This is a genomic window from Gemmatimonadetes bacterium SCN 70-22, assembly GCA_001724275.1.
GTDB lineage: Bacteria > Gemmatimonadota > Gemmatimonadetes > Gemmatimonadales > Gemmatimonadaceae > SCN-70-22.
In genome coordinates this window covers 107998-126933 of the sequence record MEDZ01000002.1, presented here as the reverse complement: position 1 = coordinate 126933, position 18936 = coordinate 107998, and the positions used below count along the sequence as shown (strand labels likewise).

13 protein-coding genes are annotated in these 18936 nt (G+C 71.0%); 9 read left to right on the top strand and 4 right to left on the bottom strand.

Annotated elements, in window-relative coordinates:
• Positions 1–14 precede the first annotated feature (14 nt).
• From ABS52_00615 to ABS52_00580, 8 genes are all read left to right on the top strand, one after another.
• Complete coding sequence (locus tag ABS52_00615) at positions 15–1412, top strand: hypothetical protein (GenBank protein ID ODT05401.1); 1398 nt, start codon at positions 15–17, stop codon at positions 1410–1412.
• A 126-nt stretch (positions 1413–1538) separates the two neighbouring features.
• The gene (locus ABS52_00610) at positions 1539–3032 is read left to right on the top strand and encodes an aldo/keto reductase (protein ODT05239.1); all 1494 of its coding nucleotides are present in this window, start codon (positions 1539–1541) and stop codon (positions 3030–3032) included.
• The gene (locus ABS52_00605) at positions 3029–3664 is read left to right on the top strand and encodes a hypothetical protein (protein ID ODT05238.1); all 636 of its coding nucleotides are present in this window, start codon (positions 3029–3031) and stop codon (positions 3662–3664) included. The genes ABS52_00610 and ABS52_00605 overlap by 4 nt, the downstream gene beginning before the upstream one ends.
• 145 nt (positions 3665–3809) lie before the next feature.
• On the top strand, positions 3810–4061 hold the full coding sequence (locus ABS52_00600) for a hypothetical protein (GenBank protein ID ODT05237.1): 252 nt from the start codon (positions 3810–3812) through the stop codon (positions 4059–4061).
• Between the two features lie 19 nt (positions 4062–4080).
• Complete coding sequence (locus tag ABS52_00595) at positions 4081–5553, top strand: hypothetical protein (GenBank protein ODT05236.1); 1473 nt, start codon at positions 4081–4083, stop codon at positions 5551–5553.
• A 166-nt stretch (positions 5554–5719) separates the two neighbouring features.
• Positions 5720–7120, top strand: coding sequence for a hypothetical protein (locus ABS52_00590; protein ODT05235.1), 1401 nt, complete (start codon positions 5720–5722; stop codon positions 7118–7120).
• Positions 7121–7191: 71 nt separating this feature from the next.
• Positions 7192–8526, top strand: a complete 1335-nt coding sequence (locus ABS52_00585; GenBank protein ID ODT05400.1) for a hypothetical protein — start codon at positions 7192–7194, stop codon at positions 8524–8526.
• Positions 8526–10049 carry a hypothetical protein gene (locus ABS52_00580; protein ODT05234.1) on the top strand — a complete coding sequence of 508 codons (1524 nt, stop codon included), beginning with the start codon at positions 8526–8528 and terminating at the stop codon, positions 10047–10049. The genes ABS52_00585 and ABS52_00580 overlap by 1 nt, the downstream gene beginning before the upstream one ends.
• Here ABS52_00580 and ABS52_00575 read toward each other — a convergent pair.
• The 3 genes from ABS52_00575 to ABS52_00565 are packed head-to-tail and all read right to left on the bottom strand — an operon-like array spanning position 10046 to position 15064.
• Positions 10046–11758, bottom strand: a complete 1713-nt coding sequence (locus ABS52_00575) for a hypothetical protein (GenBank protein ODT05233.1) — start codon at positions 11756–11758, stop codon at positions 10046–10048. The two genes, ABS52_00580 and ABS52_00575, sit on opposite strands and share 4 nt — an antisense overlap.
• Before the next feature lie 3 nt (positions 11759–11761).
• Positions 11762–13450: a hypothetical protein gene (locus tag ABS52_00570; GenBank protein ID ODT05232.1), complete on the bottom strand. Its 1689-nt coding sequence runs from the start codon at positions 13448–13450 to the stop codon at positions 11762–11764.
• Between the two features lie 51 nt (positions 13451–13501).
• A complete protein-coding gene (locus ABS52_00565; GenBank protein ODT05231.1) occupies positions 13502–15064 on the bottom strand; it encodes an ATPase in 1563 nt (520 codons plus the stop codon).
• Between the two features lie 161 nt (positions 15065–15225).
• Here ABS52_00565 and ABS52_00560 point away from each other — a divergent pair, with 161 nt between their 5' ends.
• The gene (locus tag ABS52_00560) at positions 15226–16644 is read left to right on the top strand and encodes a hypothetical protein (GenBank protein ODT05230.1); all 1419 of its coding nucleotides are present in this window, start codon (positions 15226–15228) and stop codon (positions 16642–16644) included.
• Positions 16645–16751: 107 nt separating this feature from the next.
• Here ABS52_00560 and ABS52_00555 read toward each other — a convergent pair whose 3' ends face one another.
• Complete coding sequence (locus tag ABS52_00555) at positions 16752–18770, bottom strand: transketolase (GenBank protein ODT05229.1); 2019 nt, start codon at positions 18768–18770, stop codon at positions 16752–16754.
• Positions 18771–18936 lie beyond the last annotated feature (166 nt).

Below are 18936 nucleotides of genomic sequence, written 5' to 3'. Positions count from 1 at the left end.
GCTACTCGCTGCTGATGGTGGCACTGGGCGTGTACGTCGGGCGCCGGGTGCGCAGCAGCGAAGGGTTCTTCGTGGCCGGTCGCGGGCTGGGGCCGCTCCTCATCTTCGCCACGATGCTGTCGGCGAACATCGGTGCCGGCTCCACCGTGGGGGCGGCCGGACTCGGGTATCGCGACGGGGTCGCCGCGTGGTGGTGGGTCGGCGCGGCGGCGATCGGGTCGATGGTGCAGGCGTTCTGGGTCGGGCCCCTGATGCGACGCGAGGCCGAGGCGCGCGGGCTCAGGACGGTGGGCGACTACCTGGAGCTGCGATACTCGGCGACCGTGCGGGTGGTGGTCGCGGCGCTCATCTGGGTGGGGACGCTGGCGATCCTGGCTGGGCAGCTGATCGCGATGTCGACGTTGCTCACCGTGGTGGCCGGGCTCCCCAAGTGGGTCGGGTGCGTCCTGGGGGGACTGGTGATGACGGCGTACTTTGCTGCTGGCGGCCTCCTGTCCAGCGCCTGGGTGAACCTGATGCAGCTGGTGGTGCTCCTGGCGGGATTCGCGGTGGCGCTCCCGGTCGCGCTGGCGAATGCCGGCGGTTGGGATGCCGTGGTGGCGGCGGTCGACGCCGGGACGTCGACCGTGCCGGCGCCGGGCGAGGGTTTCTGGAGCGCGTGGAACAACGGGGGCTCGGGATGGCGATACCTCGCCTTGCTGGGGCCGGCCTTCATCATCTCCCCCGGGCTGCTGCAGAAGATCTTCGCCGCGCGTGACGACCGCGCGGTGCGCCTGGGCACCGGCGCCAATGCGCTGGCCCTCCTCGCCTTCGCCTTCGTCCCCCCGGTGATGGGCATCATCACGCGGGCGACGCACCCCGGACTCGAGAGCGAGCAACTCGCCCTTCCGACGCTCCTGATGTACGACGTCCCTGCGGCCGTCGGTGCGCTCGGGCTGGCGGCACTCTTCTCGGCGGAGGTGAGCACCGCCGACGCCATCCTCTTCATGCTCTCCACCTCGCTGTCGCAGGACCTCTATCGGCGCTTCCTCGCTCCCGGGGCGAGCGACGGGCAGGTGCTGCGCGTCGCGCGTGGCGCCGCCATTCTCGGCGGGACGCTCGGCGTGGCTCTGGCGCTCGTTGCGCAGACGATCATCGGGACGCTCTCCTTCTTCTACAGCGTCCTCGGCGTCACGCTCTTCGTCCCCGTGCTGGGAGGGCTCTTCATGCGCCGCTTTCGTGCGCTGGAGGCGATGGCGGCCATCGTGGCCGGGATGGCCGTGATGCTCGCACTGCAGCTGACGGCGGGGGCAGGCGGGGTGCAAGGGGTGACCCCGGCACTGGCCGGGGTGGTCGCCTCGGTGGCGGTCGCCGTCGTGGCGCACGGGGCGGTGCGCTGGCGCGCGCGCATGGGGGAGGGAGGGGCGACGTGAGGCGCGGCGCTCCCGCACGTCGACGCCGTGGGTGCGGAATGGGGGGAGCCGCCGGACGGGCGTTTGACGCCGTCGGCGCCGAGGCGATCGTCCCGCGCTTCGAGTCGCTTCACACCGCGTGATGCCATGACGCCTTTCGTCGTCGAACGCTGCACCCTCGCCCCAGGGCTGGAGATCTCCAGGGTCCTCACCGGGCTCTGGCAGGTCGCCGACCTGGAGCGCGACGGGCGCACCATGGACCTCCGGGCCACCGCCCAGGCGATGGCGCCGTATGCCGCCGCCGGATTCACCACCTTCGACATGGCCGATCACTACGGGTCGGCCGAAGTCGTCGCGGGGATCTTTCGTGCGGAGATGGCCCCCGGCACCGCGGTGCAGCTCCTCACCAAGTGGGTCCCCAAACCGGGCCCCGTCTCGCGGGACGACGTGCGCGCCGCCGTGGACCGCGCCCTCGCGCGACTGCGAGGGCGGTCCATCGACCTCATGCAGTTCCACGCGTGGACCTTCGCCGACCCGCGATGGCTCGACGCGCTCTTCTACCTGGATGAGCTGCGGCGCGAGGGGGTCATTCACCACCTGGGACTCACGAACTTCGATGCCGCGCACCTGCGCATCGCCCTCGCCAGCGGCATCCCGATCGTCAGCAATCAGGTGAGCTACTCGCTCATCGACCGCCGGGCGGCGGGGCCGATGACGGCGCTCTGCCTGGCGCACGGCGTGAAGCTCCTGGCCTACGGCACGGTGCAGGGGGGATTCCTCAGCACACGCTGGTTAGGCAAGGCGGAGCCCGACTGGGAGCATCTCGACACATGGTCGCAGATGAAGTACGGGCGCTTCATCCGCGCGGCTGGAGGGTGGGAGGGGCTGCAACGCGTGCTGACGGCGCTCGACGGCGTGGCTCGGCGCCACGAGGTCTCGGTCGCGAACGTCGCCAGCCGCTACATCCTCGAGCAGCCGGCGGTGGGGGGCGTGATCATCGGTGCCCGGATCGGGGCCAGCGCGCACATCGAGGACAATGCGCGACTCTTCTCCTTCGCGCTCTCGAGGCAAGATCGGGAGGAGATCGATGCGGCTGCGGCGACGCTCGCGCCGATTCCCGGCGACTGCGGTGATGAGTACCGGAAGCCGCCGTATCTCACGGCGTCGGGCGACCTGAGCCACCACCTCGAGGAATTCCCCGCACCCTTCGCCACCCGGCGGGGCGACGGCGGGCGGCTCACCTGCCTGAGCGGCACCTCGTGGGAGACGCAGTTCGGGTACTCTCGCGCGGTCCGGCTTGGTGACCGCATCGTGGTCTCGGGGACGACCGCCTCGCACGGCGACCGGCTCATCGGCGGAACCGACCCCGCCGCCCAGGCACACTTCGTCATCGACAAGATCGAGGGGGCGCTTCGTTCGCTCGGCGCACGGCTCGAGGACGTGGTCCGTACCCGTGTCTTCGTGTCGCGCATGGAGCAGTGGGAAGCGATTGCGCGTGCGCACGGCGAGCGATTCGGCGGGATCCTCCCCGCCAACACCCTCGTACGGGCAGAGCTGGTCGGCGAGGAGTTCCTGGTCGAGATGGAGGCCGAGGCGGTGGTCCCCACCCAGGGGGCGTCGCTATCGGCGCATCGCGCATGATGCACGGTTCCCGAACGCTCCGGCGGGCGCGGACGGCGCTGATCGCCCTGATGCTGCTGGCGTTTGGCGAGGCGACGGCACAGGGAATCGCGCCACGGCTCGGCACGCGAGGCGGGAATGGGACGGCGGGGAACGCCGCTCGGGCGAACGCCTCGCCGGCGCAGGCCGCGGAGGCGAATGCCGCCGTGCTTCGCGTCGCGCGCGACATCATGCGCGCCGCCCGATATGCCGCGCTCATCACCCAGGACGTCGGGGCCGGGGCCGCCGCCCGTACGATCGACCCGGCGCCGCCGGATTCCGGGATGGTGGTGCGGTTCGTGACGAATCCGCGCTCGCGCAAGGTGCGCCAGATCGGACGCGACTCGCGCGTGGCGCTCCACTACTTCGACGCCAAGGGGCTGCGCTACGTGACGCTATACGGCCGTGCCCGCGAGGTACGCGACGGGGCGGCCAAGCGGCGCCTGTGGCATGCCGAGTGGACCCCCTTCTACCCAGGACGCGAGCGCGATGCGACGTTGTACGAGGTGATCCCCGAGCGTGCGGAGGTCGTCAGCCCCGGCGAGGGGATGGCCGGCGACACCGTCACCTGGGCGGCGCCGACCATCCGTTTCCCACGACAGCCCTCGCGCTGACGCCCGGCATCGAGGGCACCCCCGACACCACCCGAACCACGAGGACGACATGCCGAAGCTGGACTGGAGCTACCTGCGCCCCGGTTGAAACACCTGCGCCAAGACCCAGGAGTTCCTGGGACGGAAGCACGTCGCGCTCGGCCAGGTGGAAGACGCCAGGAAGAAGCGCTACGACGCCGAGGCGGTGCGCGAGGTGCTGAAGGGAGTGGACGAGATCTACTCGATGAAGGGAAAGAAGTTCATCCACCTGCGCCTGGCGAAGGACAAGCCGTCGCAGGAGGAGGTGCACGCCGCCATCCTCGGCCCGTACGGGACGCTGCGCGCCCCCGCGTTGCGCAAGGGGCGCACGCTGATCGTGGGGTTCGACGAGGCGACGTACGACAAGCTGTTCAAGTGAACGCCTATCCAGAGGCCCGATGAAGCTCCGGTCATTGCACCTCATGGCTCTCGGCGGCGCCGCGCTCATCGCGCCGTTGGTGCCGGCCGTGCGCTTCACCCCGGTGCAGCCGGAGCTGTTCGGCACGGGCGGTAGCTTCACCAATGCGTGGGGCGATTTCGATGGCGATGGCGACGCCGACCTCTTCGTGGGCTTCAATGGCGCCCCCAATCGCCTCTACCGGAACGACAAGGGGGTCTTCATCGACGTCGCGGTGATGGCCGGGGTTGCCGATGCGCGCCCGACGCGCGCGGCGGCGTGGGGAGACTACGACGCCGACGGCGACCCGGACCTGTTGGTGGGCTTTACCCCCGGCGCCGGCGGGGTGCTGCGCCTCTACCGGAACGATGGCGGGCGATTCACCGACGTCACGCGCGCCGCGGGGGTGGCCATGGATTCGGGGGCCGTGCGACAGCCCGCCTTCATCGACTTCGATGGGGACGGCGACCTCGATCTGTACGTGGCGTACCGCGACCGGGCCAACGTCCTGTTCCGCAATGAAGCCATGCGCTTTGCCGACGTGGCGCCGGAGGCAGGGCTCGCCGACAGCCGCAAGAGCGTTGGGGGTAGCTGGTTCGACCTCGACGATGACGGCGACCTCGACTTGTATCAGGGGAACATGGACGGGGATGCCAACGCCCTCTGGCGCAACGACGGCGGGCGGTTCACGGACGTTGCCGCCGAGGCCGGGGTGGCGTGGGGCGGGCGTACGCCGCACGACAAGTCCAACGGGACGGTGCGCACGTGCGTGGCCGACGTGAACGGCGACGGTCGCCTCGACCTGGTCACGGCCAACTACGGGCGGAACGGGCTCTTCCTGAACCGGGGCGACGGTCGCTTCGATGATGCGAGCGCGGCGTGGGGGGTGGACGTGGACGCGCGCTTCGACACCTGCGCACTCGATGACTTCGACAACGACGGCCGCGTGGACCTGTACGTGAACGGGACCGTCACCGGCGGGAAGAGCTATCCCGACTTCCTGTACCGCAACACCGGGGCGCGCTTCGAGGACGTCACTCCGGCCAACGTGCGGGCGCTCGAAGGCGACCATGGCGCGCAATGGCACGACTACGATGCCGACGGTGACGCCGACCTGGCCCTCACCGGGGTGCAGCCGACGGGGATGCACCTCCTGCTGCGCAACGACCTCACGGTGGCCGACGCCGGGCGTTCGCTGCGGGTGCGCGTCGTCGATGCGAACGGGCACGCCACACGCGCGGGCGCCGTGGTGCGTGTCTCGCGTCGCGGCCAGGTGCTTGGCGCGTACCTCGTGGACGGCGGATCGGGGTACGACGCCCAGAACGACATGGCACTCCACATCGGCCTTGCCTCAGCCGAGCCGGTCGATATCGACGTCGTGGCCCCGGCCGCTGGCGGCGGGGCGCGGAAGCGCGTGCGGAACGTGACCGCCGCGCGGTGGCGCGGGCGCACGCTGGAGATCCGCGTGCCCTGAGCCGCGCCGGCGCCCAACCATCCGCCCCGGGCGCGTGTCCAACGTTCGGCCCCGGTGCGGCTGGGGGACGGAACATCGAACGTAATCCAGAAGTAATGTAGGGACTCTGGCCAATGCCGCCCGAGTGCCGCATCGTGCCGTACCCCAACACGCCGAGTGCCGGGACATGCGCTTCCCCTCACGTCGCACTTCCCTCGTGATCGTCGTTGCGGTTGCCCTTGGCATTCCTGGTGCCTGGCTCCTGGCGCGCGACACCGGCACCGACGACCCGGCCGTGGTGGCGACGGTCAAGCGCGGAACCTTCAAGGCGGTGGTCACCACCGCTGGTGAGCTGCGGGCCCGCAAGTTCGTGCAGATCCAGGGGCCGCCCAACATGCAGCAGGCGGAAACCTACCAGACGAAGATCGCCTCCATCGTCCCGGAAGGGACGGTCGTCAAGGAGGGGGACATCGTCGCGGAGCTGGATCGGTCGGGGATCGCGGCGAAGATGTCGGAGGTGAACCTCGCGCTGCAGAAGGCGCAGGCGCAATACGAGCAGGCGATGCTCGACTCGACGCTCAACCTGTCCAAGGCGCGCGAAGACATGCGCTCCATGGATCTGGCGCTGGAGGAGAAGAAGCTGGCCAAGGAGCAGGCCGTCTACGAGGCGCCGACGGTCAAGCGGCAGGCCGAGATCGACCACGAGAAGGCCACGCGCGCCCTCGCCCAGGCCAAGGTGGACTACAAGACCAAGACCGAGCAGGCACAGGCGAAGATGCGTGAGGTGGGGGCGGATCTCGAGCGCCAGCGCAATCGCCTCAAGCTGATGCAGGACGTGATGCAGGGCTTCAGCATCCGTGCCCCGGCGCAGGGAATGGTCATCTACGTGAAGGAGTGGAACGGGAAGAAGAAGGTGGCCGGCTCCCAGGTGAACCCGTGGGAGCCCACCGTGGCGACGCTCCCGGACCTGTCGCAGATGGAATCCATCACCTACGTCAACGAGATCGACGTACGGAAGATCGGCGTGGGGCAACCGGTCGACGTCTCGCTCGACTCCGACCCCAGCAAGCGCCTCCCGGGGAAGGTCACGGCCGTGGCCAACGTCGGCGAGCAGCGTCCCAACTCCGACGCCAAGGTCTTCGAGGTCAAGGTCCTGGTGGAGCAGGCCGACACCACGCTGCGTCCCGGCATGACGACGAGCAATGCCGTGGAGACGCTGGTGGTCGACGACGCCCTCTTCATCCCCCTCGAGGCATTGATGAACGAGGGGGGCGTGGCCTACGTCTTCAAGCGCAGTGGCAGTGCCGTGCGGCGGCAGGAGGTGGAGGTGGGGGCGATGAACGACGACGAGATCATCATCAAGCGCGGGCTGTCCGAGGGTGACCGCGTGCTGCTGTCGCCGCCGCCGCGCGCGGCGGAGCTGGCGCTCGAGCGCCTTCCGGGCTCGGCGGACGTGCGCGACGCGAAGCCGGGCGACTCGGCGCTCCCCGCGCGCCCCATCCCGGTGCGTCCTCCGGGTTCGTCGCCGGCACCCGCGCCCGACGGCCCGTCCCGTCAGCCGCAATCCGCCGCTCCCCGCAAGGGATAGGCGCCGTGCCCCTCGGCTACCCTACCTGGCGCGAGGCGCGCGCGCAGGTCGGCGCGCACGTGGCGTTCAGCATGCGCACCGCCCTCGAGGCGGTGGGGCACAACAAGCTGCGTGCCGGCCTCACCTCGCTCGGCATCCTGTTCGGCGTGGCCTCGGTCATCGCCATGCTGGCCATCGGCAAGGGGGCCGAGCAGGAGATCCTCGAGCAGATGCGCCTGCTCGGGTCCAACAACATCGTCATCACCCCCATCATCCAGCAGAAGGAAGAGGCGGCGAAGGACGAGGGGAAGAAGGAGCCCCGGAAGTACACGCCGGGGCTGACCGTGCACGACGCCCGCGCCATCGCCCGGGTGGTCCCCGACGTGGAGACGGCGAGCGCCGAGGTGGTCCTCAACACGCTCATCACGCGCGAGGGGCGACGCCGCTCGGGCAAGGTGGTGGGAGTCGACACGACCTACTTCCGCCTGACCAACCTCGCGCTCGCGGCGGGGGCGTGGTTCTCCCCGGCGCAGGTCCAACGAGGGCGACCGGTCGCGATCATCGGCAGCGGGGTCCGCACGCGCTTCTTCACCACCGAGGACCCGCTGGGAAAGCCGATCAAGGTGGGAGACAACTGGCTCACGGTCGTCGGCGTCCTGGCGGACCGCAAGGTGAGCGAGACGACCTCGCAGCGCCTCGGCATTCGCGATGCCAGCATGGACGTGTACGTCCCGCTCAACACGATGCTGCTGCGCTACCGCGACCGCGCGCAGCTCACGCAGGCGGAGATGGAGCGGGTGGCGAGCCCGTTCGCCGACCAGCCGCCGGGCGAACAGGCCAACGAGGATCCGGAGACGCGCGCCGAGCGGGCCAACTACCACCAGCTGGATCGCATCGTCGTCCGCGTGCACGAGGCGTCGATGGTGCCGCCGGTGGCCGACGTGGTGCGGCGCATGCTCACGCGGCGGCACAACAGCGTCGTCGACTTCGAGATCACCGTCCCCGAGCTCCTGCTCAAGCAGGAGCAACGGACGAAGACCATCTTCAACGTCGTGCTTGGCGCCATCGCCTCGATCTCGCTCGTCGTCGGCGGGATCGGGATCATGAACATCATGCTGGCGTCGGTGCTGGAGCGCATTCGCGAGATCGGGGTGCGCCGCGCCATGGGGGCGACGCAGAAGGACATCCTGGCCCAGTTCCTGAGCGAGGCCGTCCTGATCAGCGTGGCGGGCGGCGTGGCGGGGATCCTGGTGGGCGGGGGGCTCTCGTTCGGCATCGAGCAGCTGGCGGGGATCCGGACGATCGTCTCGCCGCTCTCGGTCATCGTCGCCTTCGGCGTCTCGTTCACGGTGGGGATCATCTTCGGGATCGTCCCCGCGCACCGTGCCGCCCAACAGGATCCCGTCGTCTGCCTGAGGTACGAATGATGGAGCACCGGGAGGCGGGGACGTGCATGAGCGCGTGTGGGTGCACCGGCCGACGCGCGGCGGGGCGTCCGGCGTGGTGGGGGGCGCTGGCGTGCGTGCTGGGCGTCGCGCTGTTCATGCCCGGGGCCGTGCTGGCGCAGCGTGCGCTGACGCTCGACCAGGCCATCGAGCTCGCGCAGCGGCAGGGGCTGCAGGCGCGCGCCGCCTCGAGCGCGCGGGAGGCGGCGCGAAGCCGCGACCGCGCCTTCACCGCCCGCCGCCTGCCGCAGTTGGCGTTAGGCGGCAACCTCCCCATCTACAACCGGTCCATCATCCCCGTCCTCCAGCCGGATGGGAGCACCGAGTTCAAGGCGCAGCAGCAGACCGACGCGTCACTCGCCCTGACGATGTCGCAGCGCATCCCGCTCACCGGGGGGAGCCTGTTCATGTCGTCGGAACTGTCGCGCCTCGAGGTGAGCGGGCAGCGTGACCTCCGCAACTGGTCGTCGACCCCGCTGTCGTTCGGGATCCGCCAGGACATCCTCCGCCCCAACACCTTCAAGTGGGACGGGCGCGAGCAGGACCTGCGGGCCGAGGTCGCCGAGCGCCAGTACGTGGAGGCGCGCGAGGAGGTGGCGATCGGCATCACCACCGCCTTCTTCGACCTCTACTCGGCGCGCATGGCGCTGGCCAACGCCACGACGAACGCGGCGGTGAACGACACGCTGTACACGCTGAACAAGGGGCGCTTCGAGGTCGGGAAGATCGGCGAGAACGACCTCCTGCAGAGCGAGCTGGCGCTGCTGCGGGCCCGCAACTCCGCCGACGAGGCGCGCCTGAACCACGACCGGGCACTCGCCGCGTTGCGGCTGGCGCTCAACGTCGCGCCCGAGGTCCCGCTCGACATCGACGTCCCCACCACGGTCCCCGACGTGGTGGCCGACACCGTCGTCGCCGTGGAGCAGGCGCTGCGGAACCGGGCGCAGGTCCTCGACCTTCAGCTGCAAGGCGTGCAGGCCCGGCGGCGCATCAGCGAGGCCCGGCTGCTGAACGGGGTCGGGGCGACGCTGCAGGCTTCGGTCGGGCTCAACCAGACGGCGGCCGACGTCAACGCCGCCTATCGCGACCTCCTCAACCAGCAGCGCTTCTCGCTGGCCGTGCAGATGCCGCTGATCCAGTGGGGGGCACGGAGCAACGACGTGCAGGCGGCGCGCGCGGACCAGGACCGCGTCGAAGCCAACGGCCGGCTCGCGCGCGAGCAGGTGGCGCAGGACGCCCATTTTGCGGCCTTGCAGCTGTCGCAGTCGCGCCGGCAGCTCGCGCTGGCGGCCAAGGCCGACACCGTGGCCGCCAAGCGCTTCGAGGTGGCGTACAACCGCTACGTCATCGGACGCATCGGCATGGACAACCTGTACCTGGCACAGAACGAGAAGGACCAGGCGCTCCAGCAGTACGTGCAGTCGCTGCGCGGCTTCTGGCTGGCGTACTATCGACTGCGGCGGGTCACCCTCTTCGACTTCGTGGCCGGGAGTACGATCCGCTAGCCCGGCGCGGGCGCCAGGGAGACGTCGAAGTGCCGCACCGCGCGCGCCGGGATCATGGTACGCAACCGCGCGCCCGTCCCCGCGGCTCCGTCGCGCAACTGCAGGGTCAGCGCGCGGCCCGAAGCCACGTCGCAGAAGGTCAGGTGGCCATTGGCATCGCTCGTCGCCTGCACGGTGACCGCGACCGAGTCCCCGGTTTCGCGCCCGGTGGTGCTCATCCACCGGAGCGTCCCCTGCACCCCGGGGCGCGTGGCCCCCGATGCCGAATCCCGCACGGTCACGTGCAGGGTCCCGCGTCCCCACGCCGCGGCGCGTCCGCCGCACAGCCGCGTCGTGAGCGCCCTCGTATCGAGGGCGTCGAGCGTGAGACGCAGCTGCTCGCCGTCGCCGGGTCCGACCGATCGCTCGACGGCGGCGACGCCGAGCGTGTCGTAGCCGGAAGCGCGCACGAGGAGCTGGTAGGCGCCGGGCGTCACGTCGTCGAGGCGGAAGCGGCCGGAGGAGTCGGCGGTGGCACTCCGTGACGACCCGCCCAGGGCCACGACGGCCCCTCGCAGCGGGCGCTTCCTCGTGCTGTCGCGAACCGTCCCCTCGATTGCCGCCAGCCGCAATGCCGGGCGCAGCTCGTCGGGCGTGACCACGCCTCCCTCCTCCCGCAGTCGCGCCGTCGTGGGGCGGACGAGGACCCATGGGGCGCTTCCCTCGGTCGAGAGCGGCTGCGTGGAGAGGGCGTTGGCCGGGACGCGGAGGTACCAGCGGCGCACGATCCACGCCCCGCCCGGGAGTCGCGCGAAGTGCAACTCGCCCCCGACCCCGACGGTATCCGTCCCGGTGGCGAGGCGGTCGTAGGTGAACTCCACCAGCTGCAATTCGAGGGAACGCCCGTCGAGCCAGAGCGTCCCGCGTACCTCGGGGACGCCCCGGTCGGACCGTGGCGCGAAGGCCAGCCCCACCAGCCCCCGCCGCGCGCCTTGCCCCGTCACCGGATGGAAGCAGTGGTCCCCGAGGAACTCGTCGCTCAGGATCGTCCGCGCATCGGGGCCATGGTACGTCGTCCGCCCGTCCCCGCCCACGCGCCAATACCCCGCCGTGGCGAGCGATTCCGGGGGCGGTGACCCGAACGGCGAGGCGACCGCGCCGCGCACGTCGCTCGTGGTCTCGCGCAACACGCGCAGCGTCCCCGGCTCGAGCTCGCGCACGTATCGCGATACCTGGGCGGTGAAGAGCCTGTCGCGCAGCGAGATCTCGGCGGCGTCGAGGGCCGTGCGCGCCTCGTCCCAGAGCGCGATCACGCGGGCGCTGTCACCCGGCGTCGCGGCGCAGGCGCGGTTCGCGGTGACGACGACCTCGGGGAGGCGGTACTCCACTGCCTCGAGGACGACGGGGATGGTACGGGTCTCCCCAGCCGCGAGCAGGAAGGGGGGCGACGTGACCCTGCGCACGCCGATGCGCTTCGCCGCCAGCACATAGCGCCCCGGTGCAGGGGCGCGGAGGGCGAAGGCGCCAGCGACGTCGGTAAGGGCCGACGCCACCCGCGGTCCGGCGCTGTCGGCCGCCAGGAGCTCGACGAGCACGCCGGCTATCGGTGCTCCCGACGCTGCCTGCGTCACGGTTCCGCGCACCAGCTGGGCGGCAAGCGGGGACGGGGAGGCGGTCGCCGCGGCCGCGACGAGCGCCGCCAGCAGCAACGCGCGACCCGGGGGAGGCATCGCCTATCGTTCCCGCAGCTCGATGACGGCGAAGCCCACCGCGGGCGGCGTGACGTCCCACTGCCGCAGGAGGGTGCCCGCCGCGTCGCGCTCTTCCACGTGCAGTCGCACATGGCGCGGAAGGTCGCACATCGTCACGCCGCCGGCGGCATCGACCGGGAGGTCCACGCCGAGCGTGCGCGTCCGGACGACGTCGCCCACCAGCACGGTCCGGGAGGGCCAGGAGAGGTGGAGCACCCGGCGGGGTGGGGCATCGGGCATCGGCGAGACGAGCAGGCGCAGGCTGGCGAGGGAGTCGGGAACCTGATCATACCCGCAGAGCTGCCGGAGGATCTGCGACGTCCGCAGCGCCTGGACCAGCGTCAGCGATGCCTTCCCCTCCTCGATGGTGAGGACCTGTTCGGCCGCCACGAGGCCGAGGCGCGCGTAGTCCGGGTGTTCGACCTGGAGCGTGTAGTTCCCGGCCGGGATGCGATCGAGCCGGAAGGAGCCGTCGCCGCGGCTCACGGTGGCGAGCGCAAGCCCCGAGAGCGAGACGCGTGCGTCGCGCAGGGGGGAGGCGGCGCTGTCCACCACGCGCCCGCTCAGCGACGCCATGTGCACGGCGTCGCGGGCGTCGTCCGAGACCGCCGTCCCGCCATCCTCGACGAACGCCACGATGACCGGGCGATCGACGACGACGCGCCCCGTGCGCGGCGTCCCGCTGGTCTCGCGCTGCACCTCGATGCGCGGGATGCGCATGAACCAGCGCGAGACGTGCCATGCCCCGCTGGCGAGCCGCGCGAAGTGGACCTCGCCGCCGATGCGCGGGTCGCGCACGGGTGCGGGGAAGTTGGTGTACGCGAAGGCCACGCGCCGCAGCTCGTACGTGCGGGCATCGAGCCAGATCGTCCCCTCGATGTCGCTCGCGCGCCGCTGGCGCACCGGCTCGAAGGTGATCCCCACCTCGCTCGCCCGTCCGTCACGTGCAAGCCCGAAGCAGTGATCGCGCACGAAGGCCTCCGACAGGAGGACGCGCTCGTCGGGGGCGAAGTACTCCAGGACGTCGCCGGGGAGCATTCGCGCATAGCCGTGGACGGCGAGCGACTCGGCGGCGACGCTGACGAAGGCGTGCTCGGTCACCCCGCTCCGGGTGTTCCGCGTCTCGGAGCGGGTGACGAGTCGTCGCGGCTCGAGCTCGCGCTGGTAGCGGGTGATGGTCGCGCGAAAGAGGCGGTCGCGGAGGGAGAGCTCGCTGGCGGTGATCGCCGCACGCGCCTCCTCCCACAGGGATGCGATGCGCGTGCGATCCTCGGGGCGGGCGCGGCACGGGGTGGCGTCCGACACCGTCACCGCCGGGAGCGTGTAGTCGTAGCGGACGGCATCGAGGGTGACGTCCAGCTGCCGCGTCTCACCCAGCGCCAGGCCGAAGGTTGCCGACTCGAACTGCCGGACCCCGATGCGCTTCGCCGTCGCAACGAACGGTCCGGCCACGCCGGCCGAGAGGGCGTAGTGCCCCTCGGCGTCGGTGAGCGTCGCGGCCAGGGGAGGGGAGGCGGTTCCGGGCGGGGAGCGGTAGATGGAGACCACGACCCCCGCCAGCGGGACGCCGCTCCCCGCCTCGCGCACCGTCCCGCGCACCACCTGCGCCACGGCGAATCGCGGCGCCAGGGCCGCCAGGAGCAATGCGAGCGCGTGCGGTCGCCAACGCATGGGTACTCCTTGCCGGCCGAGGGCGAAGCGGGTCCGGATGGTGGCGCGCGGCTACCGCCGTCGCGTGGTCCGCGATCCCCCGACCAGCGCCCCGAGGATGCCGCGCACCAGGGTGCCCGTCACCGCGACGGCGGCGGTGCGGATCACGCTCTTCCCCACCGACGAGTTGAGCACTTGCCCCAGCACCCCCGCGTCGCCAGGGGCGGGGGCGGCGGCGGTGCGTCCCCGTCGCGCGGGTGGCGCCTCGGCCGCCGCGCTGGCCTCCTCGGCGGCCTTCTGCTCGTAGCGGGCCTTGAGGATCTCGTACGCGCTCTCGCGATCGACCGGGGTGGCGTACTTCTTGACCTGCGGGGTTTGCAGCCGGCGGGCGAACTCGGAGTCGCTCATCGGCGACATCCGCCCCTGCGGGGGGATCATGCGCGTGGCGAAGGGCGGTGTCGGCGTCCCCTTGGGGGTGAGCGTGACGACGAGCGCCTCGCCGATGCCCAGCGACGTCAGCGTCTGCTGCACGTCGTAGAACTCGGTCTTCGGGAAGGTGCGCGCCGCGGCGCGCAACGCCTTCTCGTCGTCGGGGGTGAAGGCGCGCAGGGCGTGCTGGACGCGGTTCCCCAGCTGCGCCAGGACGCTCTCGGGGATGTCCTTGGGGCTCTGGGTGATGAAGTAGACGCCGACCCCCTTGGAGCGGATCAGCCGGACCACCTGCTCGATCTGCGCCAGCAGCGCCTTGCTGGCGTTGTCGAAGAGGAGGTGCGCCTCGTCGAAGAAGAAGGCGAGCTTGGGACGGTCGAGATCGCCCACCTCGGGGAGCTCGTTGTACAGCGTGGCCAGCATCCAGAGCATGAAGGTCGAGAAGAGCGCCGGCTTCTGCTGCACGTCGCTGAGCTCGAGGATGCTCACCAGGCCGCGCCCGTCACGCTCCACCTGCAACAGGTCGTCGAGGTCGAACATCGGCTCGCCGAAGAACCTCCCGGCCCCCTGCTGCTCCAGCTCGACCATCTCGCGCAGGAGGACCCCGACCGTCGCCTTCGACATCCCGCCGTAGTCACGCAGCTCGTCCGCGCCATCCTCGGTGAGGTGCTGCAGCACGCTGCGGAGGTCGGCGAGGTCGAGGAGGAGGAGCCCCTTGTCGTCGCAGTACTTGAAGACGAGGGCGAGGACGGACGTCTGCGTCTCGTTGAGGTCGAGGACCTTGGCCAGGAGTTGCGGGCCGAACGAGGAGACGGTGGCGCGCAGCTGCGCCCCCTTCTCGCCCGTGAGGCTCAGGAATTCGACGGGAAAGCCCGCCGGGGTCCAGGCGTAGCCGGTGTCGGTGGCGCGCTGGGCGATCTTGTCGTTCGCCTCGCCCGGGACGCCGATCCCCGAGAGGTCGCCCTTGATGTCGGCCATGAAGACCGGGACCCCCGCGTTCGACAGCTGCTCGGCGATCAGCTGCAACGACTTCGTCTTCCCCGTCCCCGTCGCCCCGGCGATCAGGCCGTGGCGATTCATCATCGCCAGCGGGATGCGCACGATGGGCTCGTTGTAGCAGGTCCCCTCGTGGACGACGGCGCCCAGGGTGATGGCGTCACCCTGGGAGGCGAAGGCGGATCGGGCGGAGTCGAGGATGCGGGACATGAATCAGGAGAAGACGAGAAGACGAGAAGACGAGTGCGCTGATGGACTATGTGTTGCGGCGTGGGGGAAAGCCAGCGGGGGAGGGGGGAATTGCTGGACGCCAGTGCGTCCGCCGGGGTAGGTTGGGCGGTGAACGCGGACGCCCTACAGCAGGAGACACGATGTGCGAGCCCCGCCTCCCCCTCGATAGCCGGTCGATCACCCGCCGCGACGCGCTCGAACGCGGACTGGCCGCGGCCGCGCTGGCGATCGTGCCGGCGCAGTGGGGCGACGGGGGCGTCCTGTTCGGCCGGCAGCGCGCGGCGCGCCCGTACCTCGACGGCGCGCTGGCAGCCGAACGGTGGATCGCACGCGCGGCGGTGCGTGACGGACGGGGGGTAACGTGGCCGGCCGACCCGGCGGACGCGAAGAGCATCCAGGAGAACCTGTACAGCGGGAGCCCCGGCGTCGTCCTCCTCTACCTGGAGCTGGCGCATGCGACGGGAGATCGCCGTTGGCTCGACCTGGCGCGCGACGGGGGCGCCTACCTCATGGCGACGCTGCCGGCACGGGCGTCGAGCCTCGATGAGGGCGGGGCGGGACTCTACACCGGGGTTGCCGGGACTGCATACGTCCTGGAGATGGTCCGGCAGGCTACCGGCGACACTCGCCTGGCGGAGGGGCGTGCGCGCGCGGTGGCACTGCTGCGCGATTCGCTCGCCCCGGCGGGGAAGGGGGCGGCGTGGAACCCCTCCACCGATATCATCTCGGGGAGCGCGGGGATCGTCCTCACCCTTGCGTGGCTCGACCGCAACGGCGGGGCGTGGAGCAATTGGCGCCGCGATGCCAGGCGCGTGGGCGAACGACTCGTCGAGGTGGCGGTGCCGGAGCACGGCGGCCTCAAGTGGGCCATCTCCGACGCCGTCCCTCGGCGCTACCCGAACTTCTCCCACGGGACGGCGGGCGTCTCCTACACGCTCGCGACGCTCTCGAAGGAGTGCGGCGAGTCGCGCTTCCTCGACGCGGCCCTGGCCGGCGAGCGCTACCTGCAGTCCATTGCCACCCGCATGCCCAATGGCGGGGTGAAGGTCTTCCACTCCGAGCCGGGGGGCGAGGAGTTGTACTACCTGAGCTGGTGCCACGGCCCGGCGGGGACCGCACGGTTGTACCATCGGCTGGCCGAGGTGACGGGAGACGCGACGTGGCGCGCCATGCTCCCCCGGCTCGAGCGGGCCACGATCGACAGCGGCGTTCCCGAGCGGCACCCCGACCGCTCGGGCTACTGGAACAACATCTCCCAGTGCTGCGGCAACTGCGGGGTCGCCGAGTTCTTCCTCGCGCTCCACGCCATGTCGGGCGAGGCGCGCCACCTGGAGTTCGCCCGGCGCGTGATGGACGATGCGCTCTCGCGGGCGACCGCCGATGGCGACGGACTCAAGTGGGTGCAGGCCGAGCACCGCGTGCGCCCCGACCTGCTCGTGGCGCAGACCGGGCTGATGCAAGGCGCTGCCGGGGTGGGGCTCGCGTTGTTGCACCTGGACGGCGCCATCACCGGCCGGAAGCCGCTCGTCGCGCTCCCCGACGCGCCGTCCTGGGACTGATCGCGCGATGATCGGGTGGCGTCCCGATTCGCGGGGTGCGCCGACGCACGAGGGGCGGCCGCCCGCCCAGGCGCCCGCCCCTCGTCTTCTCGTCTTCTCGTCTTCTCCTACAGCACGCGCTTCGCCGCCGCGACCACTGCCTCCGCGGTCATCCCGTATTCCTTGAACAGCCGCTGGTACGGCGCGCTCGCCCCGAAGGTCTCGATCCCGACCACGGCGCCGTCCATCCCGGTGAAGCGATACCACGACATGGGGTGCGCCGCCTCGACGGCCACCCGCTTTGTGCCTGACGGCAGCACCGACGCCTGGTAGTCAGCCGGCTGCTTGAGGAAGAGCTCCTGGCTGGGCATGCTCACCACCCGCGCCGCGATCCCTTCGCCCGCCAGCGCCGCCTGCGCGTCGAGGGCCAGCGCCACCTCCGAGCCGCTGGCGATGAGGATGACCGCGGGGGCACCGTTAGGCGCATCGGCGAGGATGTACCCCCCGCGTGCGGCGCCGTTGACGGCGGCGTACTTCTCTCGGTCGATGAGGGGGAGCTTCTGCCGCGTGAGGACGAGCGCCACCGGCCCGCCCTTGTGCAGCAGCGCCGAGCGCCAGGCCTCGGCCGTTTCCGCCGCGTCGGCAGGGCGAATGACGGTGAGGTTGGGGATGCACCGAAGCGATGCCAGGTGCTCGACCGGCTGGTGCGTGGGGCCGTCCTCTCCCAGCCCGATGGAGTCGTGCGTGAGGACGTAAATGACCCGCTGCCCCATCAGCGCCGCGAGGCGGATGGCCGGGCGCATGTAGTCGGCGAAGACGAGGAAGGTCCCGCCGTACGGGATCACGCCGCCGTGCAGCGCCATCCCGTTCATCATCGCCCCCATGGCGTGCTCGCGCACCCCGAAGTGGAAATTGCGCCCGCCGAGGTTCCCGGCGGCGAACATCGGGTCGTCCTTGATGACCGTCAGGTTCGACCAGCTGAGGTCGGCCGATCCGCCGACGAGCTCGGGGATCCTGGCCGCCAGGGCATTGAGGACCACCTCGGAGGCGCTGCGGGTGGCGACGTTGCCGTTCTTGCTGTTGAAGACGGGGAGCGCCTGCTGCCACCCGGCGGGGAGGTCGCCCTGCATCCGGCGCCCGAACTCCTTGGCCAGCTCGGGGTGCGCCTTGGCGTAGGCGATGAGCGACTTGCGCCACGCATCGTTCTCCACCGCGCCGCGCGCGGTGGCGCCGCGCCAGTGGGCGAGCACCTCGGCGGGGATGGTGAACGGCTCGGTCCACGCCCAGCCCAGCGCCTGCTTGGTGAGGGCCACCTCTGCCACGCCTAACGGGGCGCCGTGGGCGTTGTGCGAATCCTGCCGGTTGGGCGAGCCGTAGCCGATGTGGGTCTTCGTGATCACCAGCGTCGGGCGGGTCGTGTCGGTCTTGGCTTCAGCCACGGCGGCGTCGATCGCCGCCAGGTCGTTGACGTCGTCGATGCGAAGCACCTGCCAGCCGTAGGCCGCGAAGCGCTTGGCGACGTCGTCGCTGTAGGTGAGGCTCGTCTCGCCGTCGATCGAGATGCCGTTGTCGTCGTAGAACCCGATCAGCTTGCCGAGCCCGAAGTGCCCGGCGAACGAGGCGGCCTCGTGCGAGATCCCCTCCATCAGGCAGCCGTCGCCGGCGATGAAGTAGGTGTAGTGGTCGACGATGGAGTGCCCTGCACGGTTGAAGGTGGCCGCGAGGTGCGCCTCGGCGACCGCCATCCCGACCGCATTCGCCAACCCCTGTCCCAGCGGGCCCGTCGTGGTCTCGACGCCCGGGGTGTGGCCATGCTCGGGGTGCCCGGGGGTCTTGCTCCCCCACTGGCGGAAGTTCCTGATGTCGTCCAGCGAGAGGTCGTACCCCGACAGGTGCAAGGCGGAGTACAGGAGCATGGAGGCATGCCCGTTGGACAGGACGAAGCGGTCGCGGTTGGGCCACGCCGGGTCGGCGGGGTTGTGCCGCATGTGCTTCGTGAAGAGGGCATAGGCCAGCGGGGCCAGCCCCATCGGCGCCCCCGGATGGCCGCTGTCGGCCTTCTGGACGGCATCGATGGACAGGGTGCGGACTGTATTGACACAGAGCGCGTCGAGCGTCGGCGAAGCGGCGTCGGCCGGTGCGGACACGGAGGGATCTCCTGACGGAAAGGCGAGGGGTGTCGAAAGGGCGAAGCGGGTGAAAGCTAGCAGCCCCGCTCCCGCGATGCGCCCCGGCCGCCCCGTGCCGTCCGGGCATCGCCGAGGTACGTTAGAGACTTCTCTCCGGCCGAACCGCGCAGGCTCCATATCGCCC

Bases quoted from the DNA above. Each gene is read 5' to 3' on its own strand.
- ABS52_00615 (ODT05401.1), top strand. From the start codon at position 15: ATGGTGGCACTGGGCGTGTACGTCGGGCGCCGGGTGCGCAGCAGCGAA.
- ABS52_00610 (ODT05239.1), top strand. From the start codon at position 1,539: ATGACGCCTTTCGTCGTCGAACGCTGCACCCTCGCCCCAGGGCTGGAG.
- ABS52_00605 (ODT05238.1), top strand. From the start codon at position 3,029: ATGATGCACGGTTCCCGAACGCTCCGGCGGGCGCGGACGGCGCTGATC.
- ABS52_00595 (ODT05236.1), top strand. From the start codon at position 4,081: ATGAAGCTCCGGTCATTGCACCTCATGGCTCTCGGCGGCGCCGCGCTC.
- ABS52_00590 (ODT05235.1), top strand. From the start codon at position 5,720: ATGCGCTTCCCCTCACGTCGCACTTCCCTCGTGATCGTCGTTGCGGTT.
- ABS52_00585 (ODT05400.1), top strand. From the start codon at position 7,192: ATGCGCACCGCCCTCGAGGCGGTGGGGCACAACAAGCTGCGTGCCGGC.
- ABS52_00580 (ODT05234.1), top strand. From the start codon at position 8,526: ATGGAGCACCGGGAGGCGGGGACGTGCATGAGCGCGTGTGGGTGCACC.
- ABS52_00575 (ODT05233.1), bottom strand. From the start codon at position 11,758: ATGCCTCCCCCGGGTCGCGCGTTGCTGCTGGCGGCGCTCGTCGCGGCC.
- ABS52_00570 (ODT05232.1), bottom strand. From the start codon at position 13,450: ATGCGTTGGCGACCGCACGCGCTCGCATTGCTCCTGGCGGCCCTGGCG.
- ABS52_00565 (ODT05231.1), bottom strand. From the start codon at position 15,064: ATGTCCCGCATCCTCGACTCCGCCCGATCCGCCTTCGCCTCCCAGGGT.
- ABS52_00560 (ODT05230.1), top strand. From the start codon at position 15,226: ATGTGCGAGCCCCGCCTCCCCCTCGATAGCCGGTCGATCACCCGCCGC.